General features: G+C 62.4%; 19 protein-coding genes. 7 read left to right on the top strand and 12 right to left on the bottom strand.

Going from position 1 to position 17076, the window contains the following annotated elements:
• Positions 1-76: 76 nt before the first annotated feature.
• From rpsF to R2N03_RS20505, 7 genes are all read left to right on the top strand, one after another.
• On the top strand, positions 77-445 hold the full coding sequence (gene rpsF / locus R2N03_RS20535) for a 30S ribosomal protein S6 (RefSeq protein WP_039595966.1): 369 nt from the start codon (positions 77-79) through the stop codon (positions 443-445).
• A 41-nt stretch (positions 446-486) separates the two neighbouring features.
• Entirely contained in the window at positions 487-813 is a 327-nt protein-coding gene (priB, locus tag R2N03_RS20530) for a primosomal replication protein N (protein WP_316659724.1), read from the top strand.
• Positions 814-825: 12 nt separating this feature from the next.
• On the top strand, positions 826-1104 hold the full coding sequence (gene rpsR / locus R2N03_RS20525) for a 30S ribosomal protein S18 (RefSeq protein WP_428984433.1): 279 nt from the start codon (positions 826-828) through the stop codon (positions 1102-1104).
• A gap of 25 nt (positions 1105-1129) precedes the next feature.
• Positions 1130-1582, top strand: a complete 453-nt coding sequence (gene rplI, locus R2N03_RS20520; protein WP_316659722.1) for a 50S ribosomal protein L9 — start codon at positions 1130-1132, stop codon at positions 1580-1582.
• A gap of 142 nt (positions 1583-1724) precedes the next feature.
• Positions 1725-3113 carry a replicative DNA helicase gene (locus R2N03_RS20515; protein ID WP_027677550.1) on the top strand — a complete coding sequence of 463 codons (1389 nt, stop codon included), beginning with the start codon at positions 1725-1727 and terminating at the stop codon, positions 3111-3113.
• Positions 3114-3261: 148 nt separating this feature from the next.
• Positions 3262-3888, top strand: a complete 627-nt coding sequence (locus tag R2N03_RS20510) for a DUF47 domain-containing protein (protein ID WP_316659721.1) — start codon at positions 3262-3264, stop codon at positions 3886-3888.
• 14 nt (positions 3889-3902) lie between these two features.
• A complete protein-coding gene (locus R2N03_RS20505; RefSeq protein WP_316659720.1) occupies positions 3903-4913 on the top strand; it encodes an inorganic phosphate transporter in 1011 nt (336 codons plus the stop codon).
• 69 nt (positions 4914-4982) lie between these two features.
• Here R2N03_RS20505 and R2N03_RS20500 read toward each other — a convergent pair whose 3' ends face one another.
• The 12 genes from R2N03_RS20500 to R2N03_RS20445 all read right to left on the bottom strand — a co-directional run bounded on the left by R2N03_RS20500 (position 4983) and on the right by R2N03_RS20445 (position 16810).
• A complete protein-coding gene (locus R2N03_RS20500; protein WP_316659719.1) occupies positions 4983-5732 on the bottom strand; it encodes a C40 family peptidase in 750 nt (249 codons plus the stop codon).
• Positions 5733-5873: 141 nt separating this feature from the next.
• Positions 5874-6299 carry a hypothetical protein gene (locus R2N03_RS20495; protein WP_316659738.1) on the bottom strand — a complete coding sequence of 142 codons (426 nt, stop codon included), beginning with the start codon at positions 6297-6299 and terminating at the stop codon, positions 5874-5876.
• Between the two features lie 118 nt (positions 6300-6417).
• Positions 6418-8136 carry a PhoH family protein gene (locus R2N03_RS20490; protein WP_316659718.1) on the bottom strand — a complete coding sequence of 573 codons (1719 nt, stop codon included), beginning with the start codon at positions 8134-8136 and terminating at the stop codon, positions 6418-6420.
• 454 nt (positions 8137-8590) lie between these two features.
• Positions 8591-9058 (bottom strand): peroxiredoxin, encoded by a 468-nt coding sequence (locus R2N03_RS20485; RefSeq protein ID WP_316659717.1) that lies wholly within the window; start codon positions 9056-9058, stop codon positions 8591-8593.
• Between the two features lie 103 nt (positions 9059-9161).
• The gene (locus tag R2N03_RS20480) at positions 9162-10055 is read right to left on the bottom strand and encodes a 4-deoxy-4-formamido-L-arabinose-phosphoundecaprenol deformylase (protein WP_316659716.1); all 894 of its coding nucleotides are present in this window, start codon (positions 10053-10055) and stop codon (positions 9162-9164) included.
• 21 nt (positions 10056-10076) lie between these two features.
• Positions 10077-11132: a bifunctional UDP-4-keto-pentose/UDP-xylose synthase gene (locus R2N03_RS20475; RefSeq protein WP_316659715.1), complete on the bottom strand. Its 1056-nt coding sequence runs from the start codon at positions 11130-11132 to the stop codon at positions 10077-10079.
• Positions 11133-11148: 16 nt separating this feature from the next.
• A complete protein-coding gene (locus R2N03_RS20470; protein WP_316659714.1) occupies positions 11149-12090 on the bottom strand; it encodes a formyltransferase in 942 nt (313 codons plus the stop codon).
• Positions 12087-13082: a glycosyltransferase gene (locus R2N03_RS20465; RefSeq protein WP_316659713.1), complete on the bottom strand. Its 996-nt coding sequence runs from the start codon at positions 13080-13082 to the stop codon at positions 12087-12089. The genes R2N03_RS20470 and R2N03_RS20465 overlap by 4 nt, the downstream gene beginning before the upstream one ends.
• Entirely contained in the window at positions 13079-14242 is a 1164-nt protein-coding gene (locus R2N03_RS20460) for a DegT/DnrJ/EryC1/StrS family aminotransferase (RefSeq protein WP_316659712.1), read from the bottom strand. The genes R2N03_RS20465 and R2N03_RS20460 overlap by 4 nt, the downstream gene beginning before the upstream one ends.
• 26 nt (positions 14243-14268) lie before the next feature.
• Positions 14269-14640 carry an SMR family transporter gene (locus R2N03_RS20455; RefSeq protein ID WP_316659711.1) on the bottom strand — a complete coding sequence of 124 codons (372 nt, stop codon included), beginning with the start codon at positions 14638-14640 and terminating at the stop codon, positions 14269-14271.
• Between the two features lie 114 nt (positions 14641-14754).
• Positions 14755-16425 carry a glycosyltransferase family 39 protein gene (locus tag R2N03_RS20450; protein ID WP_316659710.1) on the bottom strand — a complete coding sequence of 557 codons (1671 nt, stop codon included), beginning with the start codon at positions 16423-16425 and terminating at the stop codon, positions 14755-14757.
• A gap of 4 nt (positions 16426-16429) precedes the next feature.
• Positions 16430-16810: an Mth938-like domain-containing protein gene (locus R2N03_RS20445; RefSeq protein ID WP_316659709.1), complete on the bottom strand. Its 381-nt coding sequence runs from the start codon at positions 16808-16810 to the stop codon at positions 16430-16432.
• Positions 16811-17076 lie beyond the last annotated feature (266 nt).

Here is a 17076-nt window from a genome sequence, read left to right as displayed (position 1 = left end):
GCGTATAATGGCAGGCTAACCAACCTTGCTGCACCGGAGTGTGACGCCCGGGCGGCTTAATCCACAAGGAGCGTCAATGCGTCATTACGAAATCGTATTCATCGTCCATCCGGACCAGAGCGAGCAAGTGCCCGCGATGATCGAGCGCTACAAGAGCACGGTCACCACGCAAGGCGGCCAAGTGCACCGCGTCGAGGACTGGGGCCGTCGTCAACTGGCCTACATGATCCAGAAGCTGGCCAAGGCTCACTACGTTTGCATGAACATCGAATGCGGCAAGGAAACCCTGGCCGAGCTCGAGCACGCGTTCAAGTTCAACGACGCCGTGCTGCGTCACCTCATCGTTCAGACCAAGAAGGCTGAAACGGCGCCGTCGCCGATGATGAAGGAAGTCGCACGCGAAGAGGCCAAGAAGGCCGCCGCTCAGACCGAACAGGCCGCCTGATGCCGCGTGGTGCTGCGCAAGCCTGATCGCGCATCGCCAGCATGAACGAAACCCACGGGGACAACGCCATCAACCGCCTGCAGCTCGTCGCCACTCTGGTCGAGCGCGAGGTGATGCGATACACCCCAGCCGGCGTGCCGATCGTCAACTGTCTGCTGACATACAGCGGGCAGGTGGTCGAAGCGCAGACGGTGCGACAGATCGAGTTTTCGATGGAAGCACTGGCAGCCGGCAAGATGGCTTCCGTTCTGGATCGCATCGCTCCAGGCACCGTCCTGGATTGCGTGGGATTCCTGGCTCGCAAGCACCGCAGCAGCAAGGCGCTGGTCTTTCACATCTCCGGATGTAACGTATTCGTAAAGGATTGAATCATGGCATTCATGAACAAGAAGCAGCGCGACGCGAAGAACAAGAAGCGCTTCCAGCAGCAAAACCCGTTGTTTAAGCGCAAGAAGTTCTGCCGCTTCACCGTGGCCGGCGTTGAGCAGATCGACTACAAGGATCTGGACACGCTCAAGGACTTCATCGGCGAGAACGGCAAGATCACCCCGGCCCGCCTGACCGGTACGCGTTCGATCTACCAGCGTCAGCTCGATACGGCCATCAAGCGTGCCCGTTTCCTGGCGCTGATGCCGTACACCGACCAGCACAAGCACTAATCGACGCGGATAAGGAGAACACACAATGCAAATTATTCTGCTCGAGAAGGTCGTCAACCTGGGCAACCTGGGCGACGTGGTGCGCGTGAAGGATGGTTACGCTCGTAACTTCCTGATCCCGAACAAGCAAGCCCGCCGTGCCACGGATTCCGCCATCAAGGAATTCGAAGCCCGCCGCGCTGAGCTGGAAAAGCTGGCAGCTGAAAAGCTGGCTGCCGCGCAAGCCGAAGGCGAGAAGCTGAATGGCCTGACGCTGCAGCTGTCGCAGAAGGCTGGTGTGGACGGTCGCCTGTTCGGCTCCGTCACCAACCACGACATTGCCGCTGCGCTGAACGCACAAGGCTTCAAGGTCGAGAAGGCGCAAGTGCGTCTGCCGAACGGTCCGCTGAAGACCGTGGGCGACCATCCGGTTGTCGTGTCGCTGCACACCGATGTGGCCGTCGACGTGACCGTGTCGGTGCTGGGCGAGACTGTCTAAGCACGTACGCCGTACCTCGCAACGGCTGGGGAAACCGGTCGAGGCGAGTCAAGAAGGCAGGGACGAAAGTCTCTGCCTTTTTTGTTGTCATTTGTGTCAGGGGTCCAGATTGAAGACCGAGCAGCGCCGTTATAATCCCGCCATGAACGCGCCCTCCGATCCCCAGCTCGATTCCCTCAAGGTGCCGCCGCATTCCATCGAGGCCGAACAGTCGGTGCTCGGCGGGTTGCTGCTGGATAACGCCGCCTGGGATCGCATTGCCGATTTCATCAACGAGCACGATTTCTACCGCTACGATCACCGGCTGATCTTCCACAACATCGGCAAGCTGATCTCGCAGGCCAAGCCTGCCGATGTGATCACCGTATATGAGCAGTTGCAGGCAGCGGGCAAGGCGGAAGAGGTGGGTGGCCTCGCCTACCTGAACGCGCTGGCGCAGAACACGCCCAGCGCCGCCAACATCCGTCGCTATGCGGAAATCGTGCGTGACCGCGGCGTGCTACGCCAACTCGTGACGATTGCCGACGAGATTTCTGCCGGTGCCTTCAACCCGCAGGGTCGCGATGTGCGTCAGCTGCTGGACGAGGCCGAATCCAAGGTATTCGCGATCGCCGAAGAAGGCTCTCGCGGGCAGAAGGGCTTCCTGGAAATCCAGCCGCTGCTGACGCAGGTGGTCGAGCGCATCGACGAGCTGTACCACCGCGATAACCAGAGCGACATCACGGGCGTGCCGACGGGCTTCGTTGACCTCGACCGCATGACCAGCGGTATGCAGGGCGGCGATCTGATCATCGTGGCCGGTCGCCCATCGATGGGTAAGACGGCATTCTCGCTGAACATCGGCGAACACGTTGCAGTGGAGCAGGGCCTGCCGGTGGCCGTATTCTCGATGGAAATGGCGGGCACGCAGCTCGCCATGCGGATGTTGGGTTCGGTCGGGCGATTGGACCAGCACCGCCTGCGTACCGGCCGTCTGCTCGACGAGGATTGGCCGCGTCTGACGCATGCCATCCAGAAGATGAACGACGCGCAGCTCTTCATTGATGAGACGCCCGCGTTGAACCCGATGGAGTTGCGTGCGCGCTCGCGCCGGCTTGCACGACAGTGCGGGCAGCTCGGCCTGATCGTCATCGATTACCTGCAACTGATGTCGGGCTCGGGCGGAGGCGAGAACCGTGCAACCGAAATTTCGGAAATCTCGCGTTCGCTCAAGGGACTGGCCAAGGAACTCAACTGCCCCGTCATCGCGCTGTCTCAGCTGAACCGAAGCCTGGAACAGCGTCCGAACAAGCGCCCGGTGATGTCGGACTTGCGTGAATCCGGCGCCATTGAACAGGATGCGGATGTGATCCTGTTCATCTATCGTGATCAGGTCTACAACCCCGACTCTCCGGACAAAGGTACGGCCGAAATCATTATCGGTAAGCAGCGTAACGGCCCGATTGGTACCGTTCGTCTCACATTCCTGGGTGAATACACGAAGTTCGACAACTTCACCGGTGGCAACGCCTTCTTCGACAACGACACATAGTCCGCTGGACGTGTCAGCCTCACACAACGTGATACGCGTGGCAGGCGGCCGGTTCCGGTAAAATATTGCGTTTTAATGACAGCGCCGGCGGTGATCCCGTCCGGCGTTGTTTTTACGACTCCTGCTTTTCCCGTTCCCAAGGATCATCATGTTCGGCCGCTTCATGCCCACCGAAGGCAAGTTCTTCGAGTACTTCAACCAGCACGCGGAGTGCGCCGTCAAGGCGGCCCACGCGCTCAAGGAGCTGGTTAATGACTTGCCCAACGCTGAAATGCATGCGCGCAACGTGCAGAACTTCGAAAAGAAGGCCGACCGCATCACGCACGACACGATCGAGTTGCTGCACAAGACCTTCATCACCCCGCTCGACCGCGACGAGATCCACAAGCTGATCACGACGATGGACGACATCCTCGACCTGATGGAAGACGTGTCGCTCACCATCTCGCTGTACGACGTGACCAACGTGACCGATGAGGCGCGTCAGCTCGCCACCATTTGCGTGGCGTGCTGCGAAGAGGTTCGCAAGGCGGTGGCGTTGCTCGACGACATGAACAACGGCCGCCAGATCCTCAGCATCGCGCAGGAGATCGACCGTCTCGAATCCGAAGCCGACCGCGTGATGCGTGCGGCCATGGCCAAGCTGTTCCGTACCGAGAGCGATATCAAGCTGCTCATCAAACTGAAGGCGATCTACGAGCAACTGGAGAGCATCACCGACCGCTGCGAGGATGTCGCCAACATCATCGAAGGCATCGTGCTCGAAAACGCCTGACGAGACGACGCCTCATGCATACGCTTCAGATCAGTCTGTGGGTGGTGGTCCTGCTGGTGGCGCTGGCCATTGTGTTCGACTTCATGAACGGCTTCCACGATGCTGCCAACTCCATCGCCACCGTGGTGTCGACCGGCGTGCTCAAGCCTCAGCAGGCGGTGGCAATGGCGGCGGCCTGCAACGTCATTGCCATCTTCATCTTTCATCTCAAGGTGGCCACCACAGTTGGCCGCGACACCATTGATCCGGCCATCGTCGATCACTACGTCATCTTCGGCGCCTTGGTGGGCGCGATCGCGTGGAACATCATCACGTGGTACTACGGCATTCCGTCGAGTTCATCGCATGCATTGATCGGCGGGCTGGTCGGCTCGGCGGTGGCGAAGTCTGGCACGGGATCGCTGGTGGCAAGTGGGCTGCTCAAGACCGTTGCCTTCATTCTGATTTCTCCGCTGCTCGGCTTCATTCTTGGCTCGCTGCTGATGGTCGCGGTGTCATGGTTGTTCTTCCGCACGCCGCCTTCCAAGGTGGACCGATGGTTCCGGCGCCTGCAATTGCTGTCTGCATCGCTGTACAGCCTGGGGCACGGCGGCAACGATGCACAGAAGACGATCGGGATCATCTGGATGCTGCTCATTGCCGGTGGCTATGCGTCTTCGACAGCGAGCGCGCCGCCCGTCTGGGTCATCGTGTGCTGCTATGTGGCGATTGGCTTGGGTACGCTGCTGGGTGGCTGGCGGATTGTCCGCACGATGGGCCAGAAGATCACGAAACTCAAACCGGTTGGCGGTTTCTGCGCAGAAACCGGCGGTGCGCTGACGCTGTTCCTTGCTTCAGCGATGGGCGTGCCGGTGTCGACCACGCACACCATCACCGGAGCCATCGTTGGCGTTGGCTCGGCGCAGAAGGCGTCGGCCGTGCGCTGGGGTGTTGCTGGCAACATCGTCTGGGCGTGGGTTCTGACCATTCCGGCGTCGGCGTTCATGGCGGCGATTGCCTGGTGGATCGGCAAGCACCTTCTGTGAGTCCGGCCGCGTCCTCCCAAACGAAACGCCCACCATTTGGTGGGCGTTTTACATGGAGCGTGCGGTGCGCTACTGGGTGGCGAAGCGGGCGATAGGGTCGTCATCGGATGGCGAAGACTCTGCCGCGTGTGTGTGCGTCGTCAGGGGGGCATCGGGTTGGGCGCTTCGCGCACGTGCGAGCCTGGCCAGCGCATCCTCGTCGAACTGCGGGGACGGGTTGGACGGCCCCGCCGGGGTCGGCGTGATCGCCGGCGATGCATCGGGCAGGTTATCGGCAGCCACGACGCGACGTGCGCCTGCGTAGCGGCTCGCCCAGTATGACTTGGTCATGTCTTCCAGTCGCACGGTGCCGCCCGTTGCAGGTGCGTGGACGAAGCGGTTCTGGCCGACATAGATGCCGACATGCGAGTTCGGCTGGCCGGTTGTATTGAAGAAGACGAGATCACCCGATGCCACTTCGCGGCGTTCGAGCGGAATGCCCCGGCGCCCCATTTCGGCCGCGGTGCGTGGCAGGTTGACGGAGGCCGCGCGTTGCACAACGTAGCGCACAAGCCCGCTGCAGTCGAAGCCGCTGACGGGCGTGTTGCCGCCATAGCGGTACGGTGTACCGACCAGCGCCATGGCTTCGATGGAAATTTCTTCCAGGCCAGCGCTCGGGTCGTGAATCGGGGCGCCGCGCGTGCGCAACCCGGTGGTGTCACGCGAGGCGGTGGAGCGTGTGGGCGTCGACGAGCAGGCGGACAGCAGGCACACCAGCGCCAGCAACGTCGCACCTGCCAGTCGAGGATTGCCTGGGAGAAACCTGTGCCGCTTCAGCATGCGCCATCGAGAACGTCCGGATAGCCTGCATGCTATGCGCGCGGCGTCATAAAGCCAAACCGCATGTTGGCGGGGCGCAACGCCAGGCGGGGCGCGGGCCGGGCGATTGTGCCCCCGTGGCGTCGCGCTCCGCGGACAGTCTTACCAGCGAAGCTGGACGCTGCGCGTGCTGCCGGTTTGCACGGTCGTCCGTTTGGTCGTGCCCTGGTACGTGGCAATGACGTTGTAGCTGGCGGGTGGCGCCTTGATCAGGCACCGCGGGCCATCGGCCCGAAAGCTTGCGACTTCCTTGCCATGTCGGGTGAGTTGGACATCGACGTCTGCGAGGTACTCGCCGCGCGGCCCCTGCGTGAACAACAAGGAGAGGTTGTAGTTTCGGGCTTCGGCATTCAACGCCTGCTGCTCATCCTCTGCGACGCCGCCACAAACGTAACGGATAGGGCCGGCGGTCTTCGGAGTCAGATTGTCAGCGAGCGTGACGGATGCGGCGGCGGACAGCAGCATCGCCAACGCTGCCGATGCCAGGGCGAATCGGGATCGGATCTGCAAACCTTGTTGCTTGGGCATCATTGGGCCTCCATCGGAAAAGAAGCGGTGCCAACGATATAGCAAGAAAAAGGCCGCGCAATCGCACGGCCTTGTCGCACAAGGGGTTGCGGCAGACGCATCTGCCGCGATAGGTCGCTTACAGCACGTCTGACGCGTGATCCGCCAATCGCGAGCGCTCGCCGCGCGCCAGCGTGATATGGCCGCTGTGACTCCAGCCCTTGAACCGGTCCACCACGTAGGTCAGACCCGATGAGCCTTCGGTCAGGTACGGCGTGTCGATCTGCGCGATGTTCCCTAGACAGACGATCTTGGTGCCCGGGCCTGCGCGCGTCACCAGCGTCTTCATCTGCTTGGGTGTCAGGTTTTGCGCCTCGTCGATGATCAGGAACTTGTTGACGAAGGTACGCCCTCGCATGAAGTTCATGCTCTTGACCTTGATGCGCGAGCGGATCAGCTCCTGCGTGGCCGCGCGGCCCCATTCGCCGGCATTGTCGTCAGACTTCTGCAAGACCTCGAGGTTGTCGTCGAAGGCGCCCATCCACGGCTGCATCTTTTCTTCTTCCGTGCCGGGCAGGAAGCCGATGTCCTCACCCACGGGCACGGTGGCGCGCGTGATGATGATCTCGTTGTAGAGCTTTTGGTCCAGCACCTGCTCCAGGCCGGCGGCCAACGCCAGCAGCGTCTTGCCCGTGCCGGCCTGGCCGAGCAGCGAGACAAAGTCCACCTCCGGATGCATCAGCAGGTTCAGCGCAAAGTTCTGCTCGCGATTGCGCGCGGTCACGCCCCAGACGTTGTTCTTCTGGTGCGTGAAGTCCTTGAGCGTCTGCAGCACGGCCGTCTTGCCGTTGAGCTCCTTGACCTGGGCGTACAGCGGCAGGCTACCGTCGTTCGGCTCCAGAAAGACAAACTGGTTGACGAGGAAAGACGGCACCAGCGGGCCCGACAGGCGGTAGAACGTCGTACCCGTTTTGGGGTCTTGCCAGCTCTCGATGTTCTTGCCGTGTTTCTGCCAGAAATCAGTGGGCAAGGCCATCACACCGCTGTAGAGCAGGTCGGTGTCTTCCAGGACGCGGTCGTTGAAGTAGTCCTCGGCCGGCAGCCCCAGAGCGCGCGCCTTGATCCGCATGTTGATGTCCTTGGACACCAGCACGACATGGCGATCCGGCCGCTGCTGCTGAAGCGCGGCGACGACGCCTAGGATCTGATTGTCTGCCTTGCCCTGCGGCAGGCCTTCGGGCAGTTTGATGTCGTTCAGGCGCGTCTGGAAGAACAGGCGCCCCTGGGCATCGCGATTGCCGAGCTTGGAGAGCAGCAGCCCGTCATCCATGATGCCGTCGGTCCCGCCGACAAGCTGATCGAGCGTGCGGCTGACCGTCCGGGCGTTGCGCGCAACTTCGCTCATGCCCTTCTTGTGGTTGTCGAGCTCTTCCAACGTCATCATCGGCAGATAGACGTCGTGCTCCTCAAAGCGGAAAAGCGAGGACGGATCGTGCATCAGCACGTTGGTGTCGAGCACGAACAGCTTGGTCGGACCTTCGTCGCGGCGCGCGCGGCGCCGGACAGCGGTCTCGGTCGATTTGCCGGTCGCTTCGACTTTGTCGATCGCCTTGGCCTGGATGCCCGCATGTTCGCGGACTTCTTTTTTCGCCATTGGCGAGGCTTCGCCGGAGCGGGCCGGAGCGGCGGTGCGTCTGGATTGTGCTCGGCCGGTTTCAGACAGCGCCTCGCGCTCCTGCGCAGGCACCGGTTTTCGAGGTTCCTGACCGGCCTTGGGCTTTCCGGCTTTGCCGAAAGGCTTGAATTCAGCCGGGTCGAGCAATTGGGCTGGCTGGGTGGGCATGGTCGGCAGCGGCATGCTTCGATTACCTCTCTGGGTGGAACGACGACGAAACACCGCCGCCACTGCGGGTGGCGCGATGCTGGAGGAAAACAAGGGTGGAAAGGCGGTCGCGAGACCGGGATCGGTGCGCGGCGGACGGCCACAAAAAAGCCGCCGTGACCTGCGGGAGGTGGGGCGGCCTGGGTGAACGCCACAACAAGCTGCGCGATTTTGTCGACCTGCCCAGGTTGATCGCGCGGGATGCCGTCAAAATAAGCGCCGATGCGGTATCAGGCCAACTTGGCCGCCGGTACCGTCGTGGGCTGTCGGAATGGCATCCGGATCTCGTACTCATCGGTTCCGACTGTATCGGAAGCGTTTGTGATTTGCAATCTGTCACATGTGGCGTCTGATATCGCGTTGCAGCGGCGCGAACGTGGCGAACCAGCCTGGTGTCGCCGCGCGTCGTGTGCGACTTCCGGGGAGCGGCCTATCGCAGCGCACGCACCGCCGCCAGCACATCATCCACGTGGTTGGGCACCTTGACGCCGCGCCACTCCTTGCGCAGCACGCCCTCGGCGTCGATGAGAAATGTGCTGCGTTCGATGCCGCGCACGTCCTTGCCGTACATCTTCTTCATCTTGATGGTCTCGAAGAGGGCGCAGACGGCTTCGTCGGCATCGGAGATCAACTCGAAGGGCATTTCGAGTTTGGCCTTGAAATTCTCGTGCGATTTAAGACTGTCGCGCGAGATGCCGAACACCACAGCGCCAGCGGCTTCAAAAGCATCGTACTGGTCGCGGAAGTTCATCGCCTCGGTGGTGCAGCCTGGCGTGTTGTCCTTCGGATAGAAATACAGGACAACGATCTTGCCGCGTAGCGATGCCGGCGAAAACGTCACGCCACTTGTGGCCGGTGCAGAGAATTCGGGAAGCGGCTTGTCGAGAGAGACGGGCATGGTGTGTTCCAGAAAACCTCGGGGGAAGGGATTACAAGCTTATGGACGTGCACATCGGGCTACGCGTTGCCCGCCGGTGCAGCCGCCAGTCGTGAATCGTCAATCAGACCGGCTGAACGATCAGGCTGCCGCTGCGGCCGGGAACTTCACCCCAGGTGACAGGCTGCACGGGCAGGGTGCTGCGATCAAGCGTTGCGTAGTATTCGCCCATTGATGCCAGCCGATGGCCCTGCGCGCGCCAGCCTCGCAGCAACTCGCGGAAGATCGGGGCGAGTTTCTGTCCTTCAAGCTCCGCATGCAAGGTAAACACCTGGTCACGGTCGGATTCGGTCATCTTGAGGATGTGCCGTGCGACGTTGTCGGTGGTCAGGTCGCCCACGCCGATGAGCTCGTCCAGCGTTGGCAGTGTGGTCGGCAATTGCACGTGGCTGAGCGCCTGGCCGCTTACGCTTGGGATGTACGGATGCGTGCCGCGACCATCAGAGGCGTAGGCCATGCCCCAGGCGTCGATCTGGCGGAAGGCGTGATCGTTCATCTGCCAGCCCGCGGCGCCATGGGTGGCCGGTGCGTGGCCAAAAACCTCGACAAAGCGCTTATGCGAAGCGCCCATCTGGCGTGCGGTCCAGGCGGCGTCACGCTGGCGGACGTTGTCCTGCCAGCGCACGTGATCCCACGTGTGGATGCCGGTCTCGAAGCCCGCCTCGGCGACTGCGCGCATCTCGCCGGCGGCTTTTCGACCGATGTCCGGGCCGGGCAGCAGTACGCCGTACATCAGCGTGCGCAGGCCGTAGTGCTCGACGACGGACGTGCGTGAAACCTTTTTCAGGAACCCCGGGCGAAATGCCCGGCGCAGGGCCCAGCCGGTGTGGTCAGGGCCGAGGCTGAAGAGGAAAGTTGCGCCAGCCTCGTGCTCGCGCAACATGCGCACGAGGTTGGGTACGCCTTCGCGGGTGCCGCGCAGGGTGTCGACGTCGATCTTGAGGACGATGAGTGCCATGAACCTGCGCGGAGGTGCTGCTTACTTGCTGTTGCTTTCTTCAACGAGGCTGCGGGCTTCCGCCACGTGCATGCGGTACGCCTCGAAGATTTTCGCAAGGGCGTCTTTCATCACGGTCGTCGGCTGCCAGCCGAGGTCTTCCATCGTGTTGGCAATCTTCGGCACGCGGTTCTGCACGTCCTGGTAGCCGGTGCCGTAGTAGGCGCCGGAGGTTGTTTCCACCAGTTGGACCTGCTTGGCGGTGTCCTTGTACTCGTCGATGTTGGCGGCCAGCTCCAGCATCATGTTGGCGAGCTCGCGCACCGAATAGTTGTTCGACGGATTGCCGATGTTGTAGATCTTGCCCGAGGCCACGCCGTCCTTGTTGGCAATGATGCGCACCAGCGCGTCGATGCCGTCATCGATATACGTGAAGGCGCGCTTCTGGCTGCCGCCGTCGACGAGCTTGATGTTCTCGCCGCGCACGATATGGCCGAGGAACTGCGTCACAACGCGCGACGAACCCTCCTTCGGGGTATAGATCGAGTCGAGGCCCGGGCCGATCCAGTTGAACGGACGGAACAGCGTGAAGTTCAGGCCTTCCATGCCGTAGCCCCAGATCACGCGGTCCATCAACTGCTTCGAGCACGCGTAGATCCAGCGCGGCTTGTTGATCGGGCCATAGACCAGCGGCGAGGCTTCCGGGTCGAACTCCGAATCACCGCACATGCCGTAGACCTCGGAGGTCGACGGGAAGACCAGGTGCTTGCCGTACTTGGCAGCCGAGCGAACGATCGGCAGGTTGGCTTCAAAGTCGAGCTCGAACACGCGCAGCGGGTCTTTGACGTAGGTCGACGGCGTGGCGATGGCCACCAGCGGCAGGATCACGTCGCACTTCTTCACGTGATACTCGACCCACTCCTTGTTGATGGTGATGTCACCCTCGAAGAAGTGCATGCGCGGGTGGTTGACCAGGTCGCCCAGACGCTCGGTCTGCATGTCCATGCCATAGACCTCCCAATCGGTGGTCTCCAGGATGCGCTTGGACAGGTGGTGGCCGATGAAGCCGTTGACGCCGAGGATCAGTACTTTTTTCATGAAGGCAAACTCAAGATCAGGAGAGGGCGAGCTGGCTGGCGAGCTGCTGCGCGGTCACGACAGATGTTCCGCTGGCAGCTTGGGGCTCGACGCGCCAGAGCTCGTGAATGGCGATGGCTCCCCCATCGCCGCACACGCCGAACATTGCATTATCCACGACGTGCAAGCCCGGCGGCAAATTCGTAAAGGTTTGTCGCGCCAGACGGGCCCGCGCGACAACGTAGCGTTCGCTGCCCGCGTCCGTAAAGGCACCGGGGTATGGGGGCGCCACTGCACGGATCAGGTTATAGACCTGCTGGGCCGGTTTGGACCAGTCGATGCGGCCGTCTTCGGGTTTGCGTCCGCCGAAATAACTGCCGTTGGCCAGCACGTTCGGGTGCTGCGGAATGTGCCCGGCAATCATCGCGGGAAGCGCACGCCACAGGGTTTGCTCTGCCGCAACAGTGGCCTTTTCGAACACTTCGTGCGAGGTGTCGTCCGGCAGGATCGGCACGATGGTCTGGTCGACGATGTAACCGGCATCCGGCTTTTCGACCATTTCGTGCAGGGTGGCGCCGGTTTCAGTCTCGCCATGCAGCACCGCCCAGTTGATGGGCACGCGGCCGCGGTACTTCGGCAGCAATGAGCCGTGCATGTTGAACGCGCCAAATTTGGCGAGGCTCAACAGGCGCATCGGGATCATGTGGCGGTAATAGAACGAAAAGATGAAGTCCGGCGCAATCGCGGCGATCCGGGCGTGCAGATCTTCGCCGTTTGCGTTGTCCGGGGTGATGTACGGGATGCCCAGCTCCTGCGCGGTGGCGCGCACGCTGCCGAACCAGATGTTCTCGGCGGCGTTGTCCTCGTGCGTGACAACGAGTTCAACCTCAATGCCACGCGCTGCCAGCACGCGCAGGCAGCGTACGCCGACGTTGTGATACGCGAAAACGACGGCGCGCCGCTTGAGCTGCGAACTCATGCAACACCCCGCTGCGAGCCAGTCTTCATATCGGTGGCGCCGGCTTCATGCAGGTGCGGCGTTTCTTCCAGCACACCCTGCACCAGATAGCGCGGGCGCTCGCGCACCTGTTGATAGATGCGGCCGATGTATTCGCCCAGCAAGCCGATGCCGAACAACAGCACGCCCATCAGGAAGAACGTGATGGCGAACAGCGTGAACACGCCCTGGACTTCCGCGCCCAGGATGAAGCGCCGCACCACCAGCAGGATGAACAGCACGGCGGAGGCAAGCGACAGCAGCATCCCGATCGCCGAGAACCATTGCAGCGGCACCACCGAGAAGCCCGTCACCAGGTCGAAATTCAGGCGCACGAGCTTGTAGAGCGAGTACTTCGACTCGCCGGCGAAGCGCTCTTCGTGGTCGACCTCGATTTCGGTCGGGTTCTTGCTGAACGTGTAGGCCAGTGCCGGAATGAAGGTGTTGACTTCGCGGCAGCGGTTGATGGTGTCAACGATGGTCCGGCTGTAGGCCCGCAGCATGCAGCCCTGGTCGGTCATCTTGATGTGCGTGATGCGTTCGCGCAGCGAATTCATGGCACGCGATGCGGTGCGGCGGAACCAGCTGTCCTGGCGCACGCGCCGAATGGTGCCGACGTAGTCGTAGCCTTCGTCGAGCTTTTCGACCAGGCGGCCGATTTCCTCCGGCGGGTTCTGCAGGTCGGCATCGAGCGTGACGACGCGTTCGCCGCGCGCATGTTCGAAGCCGGCCAGGATGGCCATGTGCTGGCCGTAGTTGCCGTTGAACAGGACGACGCGCGTGCTGTCGGGGCGCGCCCGGAACTGATCGGCGAGCATCGCGGCGGAGCGGTCCCTGCTACCGTCGTTGACGAACACGACCTCATACGAGATGCCGAGCGCATCCAACGCGGGATACAGTCGCGCAAACAGCGCGGCGAGCCCGTCTTCTTCGTTGTAGACAGGAATGACAACCGAGAGAGCAGGTGTCTTCATTGTTGGTATTGGGCACAAAGTTCGCGGACCGCGCTGACCACGCGATCCACGTCGGAATCTTCCATCGCCGCGAACATCGGCAGCGTGACGATGGCGCGGCCGATACGCTCGGCAACCGGGAACATGCCCGGCTTCCAGCCAAGTTCGCGATACAGCTTGAACAGGTGGATGGGCGGGTAGTGCACGCCGGCGCCGATGCCCAGGGCCTTCAGGCCGGCCATGAAGCCGGCGCGATCGACCTTGAGACGATCCAGCGGCAGCACGATCTGGAACATGTGCCAGTTGGTGTGTGCAAAGTCTTCCACCGGCAATTCGATGCCGAACGATTCAATATCGGCCGCGCGCATGGCCGCAAAGTAGCGGCGGGCCAGCGCAGCGCGGCGGGCGGTGATCGTTTCCAGTTGCGCAAACTGGCCCAGGCCGATGGCGGCGTTTACGTCCGTCAGGTTGAACTTGCCGCCGACCAGATCGACTTCCATGCCGTCGAAACCGGTTCGCACGACGCCTTGCAGGCGATATTTCTCGGCCAGCACTGCTTCTTCGGGCGTGTTCAGGACCAGCGCGCCACCCTCGATGGTCGTGATGTTCTTGTTGGCCTGGAAGCTGAAGCTCACGAGGTCGCCGATCTGTCCGATGCGCTTGTCGCCCCAGCGCGAGCCGATGGCCTGGGCGGCATCTTCGATCACGCGCAGCTTGTGCCGGCGGGCGATGTCATACAGGCGGTCCATGTCGACGGGCAGCCCCGACAGATAGACCGGCATGATGGCGCGCGTGCGCGGCGTGATGGCCGCTTCGACCTTGCCCAGGTCGATGTTGCGCGTGATGGGGTCGATATCCACGAAGACGGGTTTGGCGCCGACCGTCAGTACCACGTTGGACGTCGCCACCCACGAGATCGGCGTCGTGATGACCTCGTCGCCCGGACCGATCCCGGCAACGCGCAGCGCGACCTCCATGGTGGCCGTGCCGTTGGCGAACGTTCGTACGATGCGGCCGCCGAAGTACTCTGACAGCGCCGCCTCGAATGCGGCGACCTTGGGGCCCGAGGTAATCCAGCCGGATCGCAGGACGTCGGCTACGGCAGCGATGGTCGCCTCGTCGATCGTCGGGCGTACGAAAGGCAGGAACGGTTGTTCGGCAGTGGCGTTGGTTTGCGTCATGGCAGCAGAATGGTTGGACGCGCCGCTCACGAGCGAGCCAGCACGAATACGCCGACGAGGATGATGGCGATGCCGATCAGGCGCTGCAGCGACAGCACTTCGCCAAACAGATACCACGCCAGGAAGGCATTGACCACGTAGCCCAGTGACAGCATCGGATACGCAATGGTCACATCCACGCGCGACAGGCCGAGGATCCACACCACCACGGAAATCACGTAGCAAGAGAGCCCGCCGATGATGGGCCACTGGGTTGCAAGCTTGATGCCGATCGGCACGATGTTGTCGGCCGAAAACGCAAAGCGGCCGATGTCGTTGACGCCCGCCTTGAGCAGCAGTTGAGCGCAGGCATTGAGCATGACGCCCGTCAGGATCAGCCCGAATGTGACCAGATTCATGTGTTGTTTTGATGTTTTATGACAGCAGCGGCTTCCCCGGCGACCGCGCTGCAGGGGCGCATGTTACGACAAATCCGCTCGTGCGCCCGATTCGACGACCCATAGCGGTGGAACCTAGTTGCGCCGGACGATCACGCGACGTGTGTCCCGCGCAGTCACGATCATCGGGACATTCTCGGCGGCCAGCCGGTCATAGGTGCCCGGACCCATGATCGCCACCGCTTGCCCGCCGTCCCGCCAGCGGGCGACGAACTCGGTGGTGGTCGGGATCCACTTGTCCGGCTCTTGCTGCGCGCCGAACGCCAGTTCGTCCGGCTCCTGCACCATCGTGGTTGGCGTGCCGAGATAGAACGGCATTGTATGGTCCAGACGCTCCACCGCATAGAAAGGCACGCCCCGCTTGAGCCAGGGTTTGACGGCGGCAACGAGATCGATACCAGACATGGACCGGCCAAATGCTTCATGGCCGAGCGTCGCCGCCGTGAACGTCAGAAACCACGCGCAGGCGAACGCGGTGACGCTTTCGAAGCGCCGCTCTGCCACGCGAAGCGCGAGCCACGTCAACCCCGCGCCCGCCACAAAAGCCACCGCGAGGAAGCCGGCAAAGCGCGAAAACACCGCGTTGGGATACATGTCAGAGGACAGGGTTGCCACATACCCGCAGGCAGCCAGGCCAACCAGGCTCAAGCCAAGAAACGCCCTGAGCTGCCATCGCCAGGCCTGCGCGCTCGTGGTGTCGATGACGAGGGCCGCAAGAATCGCCAGTGCGGGGACGATCGGGAAAATATAGCCCGGCAGCTTGGAGTCGGAGATGCTGAAGAACGCGAAAATCAGGATGGCCCACAACCCGAGCACGAGCGTCGGCCGGAAGCCGTTGCTGGCGGCTTTGTCTCTCTCAAAAGTCAGCCGCGCCGCGCCGGGCAACTGTGCAAGCCAAGGCAGGAAACCCGCCAGCAGCAGCGGGACGAAATACCAAAGCGGGGCATCGCGGTTGTGGACGGTCGAGGTGAACCGCTGGAAATGCTCATGGACGAAGAAGAACCAAGCAAATTCCGGATTGCGCGCCGAAATCAGTACAAACCACGGCGCCGCCACGGCGAGGAAGATGAGCAACCCTGACACGAGGTGCAGGCGTTTCCACAGCGCCCAATCGCGCGCGAAGAGGGTATAGACCACCAGCACGAAGCCGGGCAGTACCACGCCGATCAGGCCCTTGCTCAACACCGCGAGGGCCATGGACGCCCAGCACGCCCACATCCAGCCGCGTTGCTGGGCGCGGCTGGCCTGCGGATGCTGTGCCAGCAGCAGCGACGCCAGCGCCATCGTCATGCAGCCCGCCACGCCCATGTCGAGCGAGTTGAAGTGCGCTCCCACGTTCCATAGTGGCGCGCTGACCAGCACGAGCCCGCTGAGGATGGCCACACGTTTTCCCCACCAGCGCCTCGCCGCGAGCATTGTAAAGACGATGCCCACGATGCCCGAAAGCGCCGTGAACAGGCGCGCCTGCCAGTCGCCAACGCCGAAGAGCGTGTAGGCGAGCGCCGTGCCCCACATCTGCAGCGGCGGTTTCTCGAAATATTTGAGGGCGTTGTAGCGGATGGTCACCCAGTCGCCCGAAGCGAACATCTCGCGCGCGATTTCTGCGTAGCGCCCTTCGTCTGTGGGGATCAGGTGGCGGTAGCCCAGCGTGCCAAGCCAGACGGCCAGAAATGCCGCAGCCAGCAGCCAGAGGGAAGCATTGCGCCAGGGCAGGGCTGGCGCGTTGGTAGAGCGGTTGATCGGCATGCGGTCAGGCGCGCTCGATCAGCAGCGCCGCGGCCACTTTGCGGCCTTCCAGCATCAGGATGTTGTAGGTGCGGCCTGCGGCCTGCAGATCCATTGCCTCGACGCCGACCCGCTTTTCGGTGAGCGGCGCCGTCAGGCGCGGATGCGGAAAGCGCAGCCGGTTGCCTGTGCCGAACACCACCACTTCCGCGCCCAGCTCGAGCAAGCGGGCAAAGTGCGCGGGCGTGAGGTCTTCAAAGCGCGCGACATCCCAGGGCACGACAGCGCCTTCCGGCATAACGAGCACGGAATGCTCATGGCGCACCTTGTTGATTTCGATATAGCCGTCGCCATACGCAGTGACGGTATTCAGAACGGTGGACGGATCGGACGAATGGAGCTTCAAGGCGGGAATCCCATCGGTGCGCGATGGCTGCGGCGCACATGGCGGCAGGGGCGCGAGGTTTCAGGCTTGGCGGTCTCGCTGCGATGCAAAAATGCCCGCCGAAGTCTGTCATAATGGGCTAAATTATATCTTTTTCTCTCCTTTGCCCGCCGCGCCACAAGCGACGCCCGGCAAGGAAGAGCGCAGCGCTTGCACGCGCAAGCAGTGACACCCTCGCTGCCTTGATGCATTACAAAATCGTCCGCAATCCAAGCCCGCTCGACACC

Source organism: Ralstonia condita (assembly GCF_958405655.1).
GTDB classification, from domain to species: Bacteria; Pseudomonadota; Gammaproteobacteria; order Burkholderiales; family Burkholderiaceae; genus Ralstonia; species Ralstonia condita.
Note: the sequence above shows the minus strand (reverse complement) of the source record. Positions and strands in the feature narration are given on the sequence as shown.

What these genes read in the sequence shown, in the direction of transcription:
- R2N03_RS20495 (WP_316659738.1), bottom strand. Translation starts at nt 6,299, where the DNA reads ATGCCCAAGCAACAAGGTTTGCAGATCCGATCCCGATTCGCCCTGGCA.
- R2N03_RS20465 (WP_316659713.1), bottom strand. Translation starts at nt 13,082, where the DNA reads ATGAAGACACCTGCTCTCTCGGTTGTCATTCCTGTCTACAACGAAGAA.
- R2N03_RS20490 (WP_316659718.1), bottom strand. Translation starts at nt 8,136, where the DNA reads ATGCCGCTGCCGACCATGCCCACCCAGCCAGCCCAATTGCTCGACCCG.
- priB (WP_316659724.1), top strand. Translation starts at nt 487, where the DNA reads ATGAACGAAACCCACGGGGACAACGCCATCAACCGCCTGCAGCTCGTC.
- R2N03_RS20515 (WP_027677550.1), top strand. Translation starts at nt 1,725, where the DNA reads ATGAACGCGCCCTCCGATCCCCAGCTCGATTCCCTCAAGGTGCCGCCG.
- R2N03_RS20505 (WP_316659720.1), top strand. Translation starts at nt 3,903, where the DNA reads ATGCATACGCTTCAGATCAGTCTGTGGGTGGTGGTCCTGCTGGTGGCG.
- R2N03_RS20500 (WP_316659719.1), bottom strand. Translation starts at nt 5,732, where the DNA reads ATGCTGAAGCGGCACAGGTTTCTCCCAGGCAATCCTCGACTGGCAGGT.
- R2N03_RS20450 (WP_316659710.1), bottom strand. Translation starts at nt 16,425, where the DNA reads ATGCCGATCAACCGCTCTACCAACGCGCCAGCCCTGCCCTGGCGCAAT.
- R2N03_RS20475 (WP_316659715.1), bottom strand. Translation starts at nt 11,132, where the DNA reads ATGAAAAAAGTACTGATCCTCGGCGTCAACGGCTTCATCGGCCACCAC.
- R2N03_RS20455 (WP_316659711.1), bottom strand. Translation starts at nt 14,640, where the DNA reads ATGAATCTGGTCACATTCGGGCTGATCCTGACGGGCGTCATGCTCAAT.
- R2N03_RS20470 (WP_316659714.1), bottom strand. Translation starts at nt 12,090, where the DNA reads ATGAGTTCGCAGCTCAAGCGGCGCGCCGTCGTTTTCGCGTATCACAAC.
- rpsF (WP_039595966.1), top strand. Translation starts at nt 77, where the DNA reads ATGCGTCATTACGAAATCGTATTCATCGTCCATCCGGACCAGAGCGAG.
- rplI (WP_316659722.1), top strand. Translation starts at nt 1,130, where the DNA reads ATGCAAATTATTCTGCTCGAGAAGGTCGTCAACCTGGGCAACCTGGGC.
- R2N03_RS20510 (WP_316659721.1), top strand. Translation starts at nt 3,262, where the DNA reads ATGTTCGGCCGCTTCATGCCCACCGAAGGCAAGTTCTTCGAGTACTTC.
- R2N03_RS20480 (WP_316659716.1), bottom strand. Translation starts at nt 10,055, where the DNA reads ATGGCACTCATCGTCCTCAAGATCGACGTCGACACCCTGCGCGGCACC.
- R2N03_RS20460 (WP_316659712.1), bottom strand. Translation starts at nt 14,242, where the DNA reads ATGACGCAAACCAACGCCACTGCCGAACAACCGTTCCTGCCTTTCGTA.
- rpsR (WP_428984433.1), top strand. Translation starts at nt 826, where the DNA reads ATGAACAAGAAGCAGCGCGACGCGAAGAACAAGAAGCGCTTCCAGCAG.
- R2N03_RS20485 (WP_316659717.1), bottom strand. Translation starts at nt 9,058, where the DNA reads ATGCCCGTCTCTCTCGACAAGCCGCTTCCCGAATTCTCTGCACCGGCC.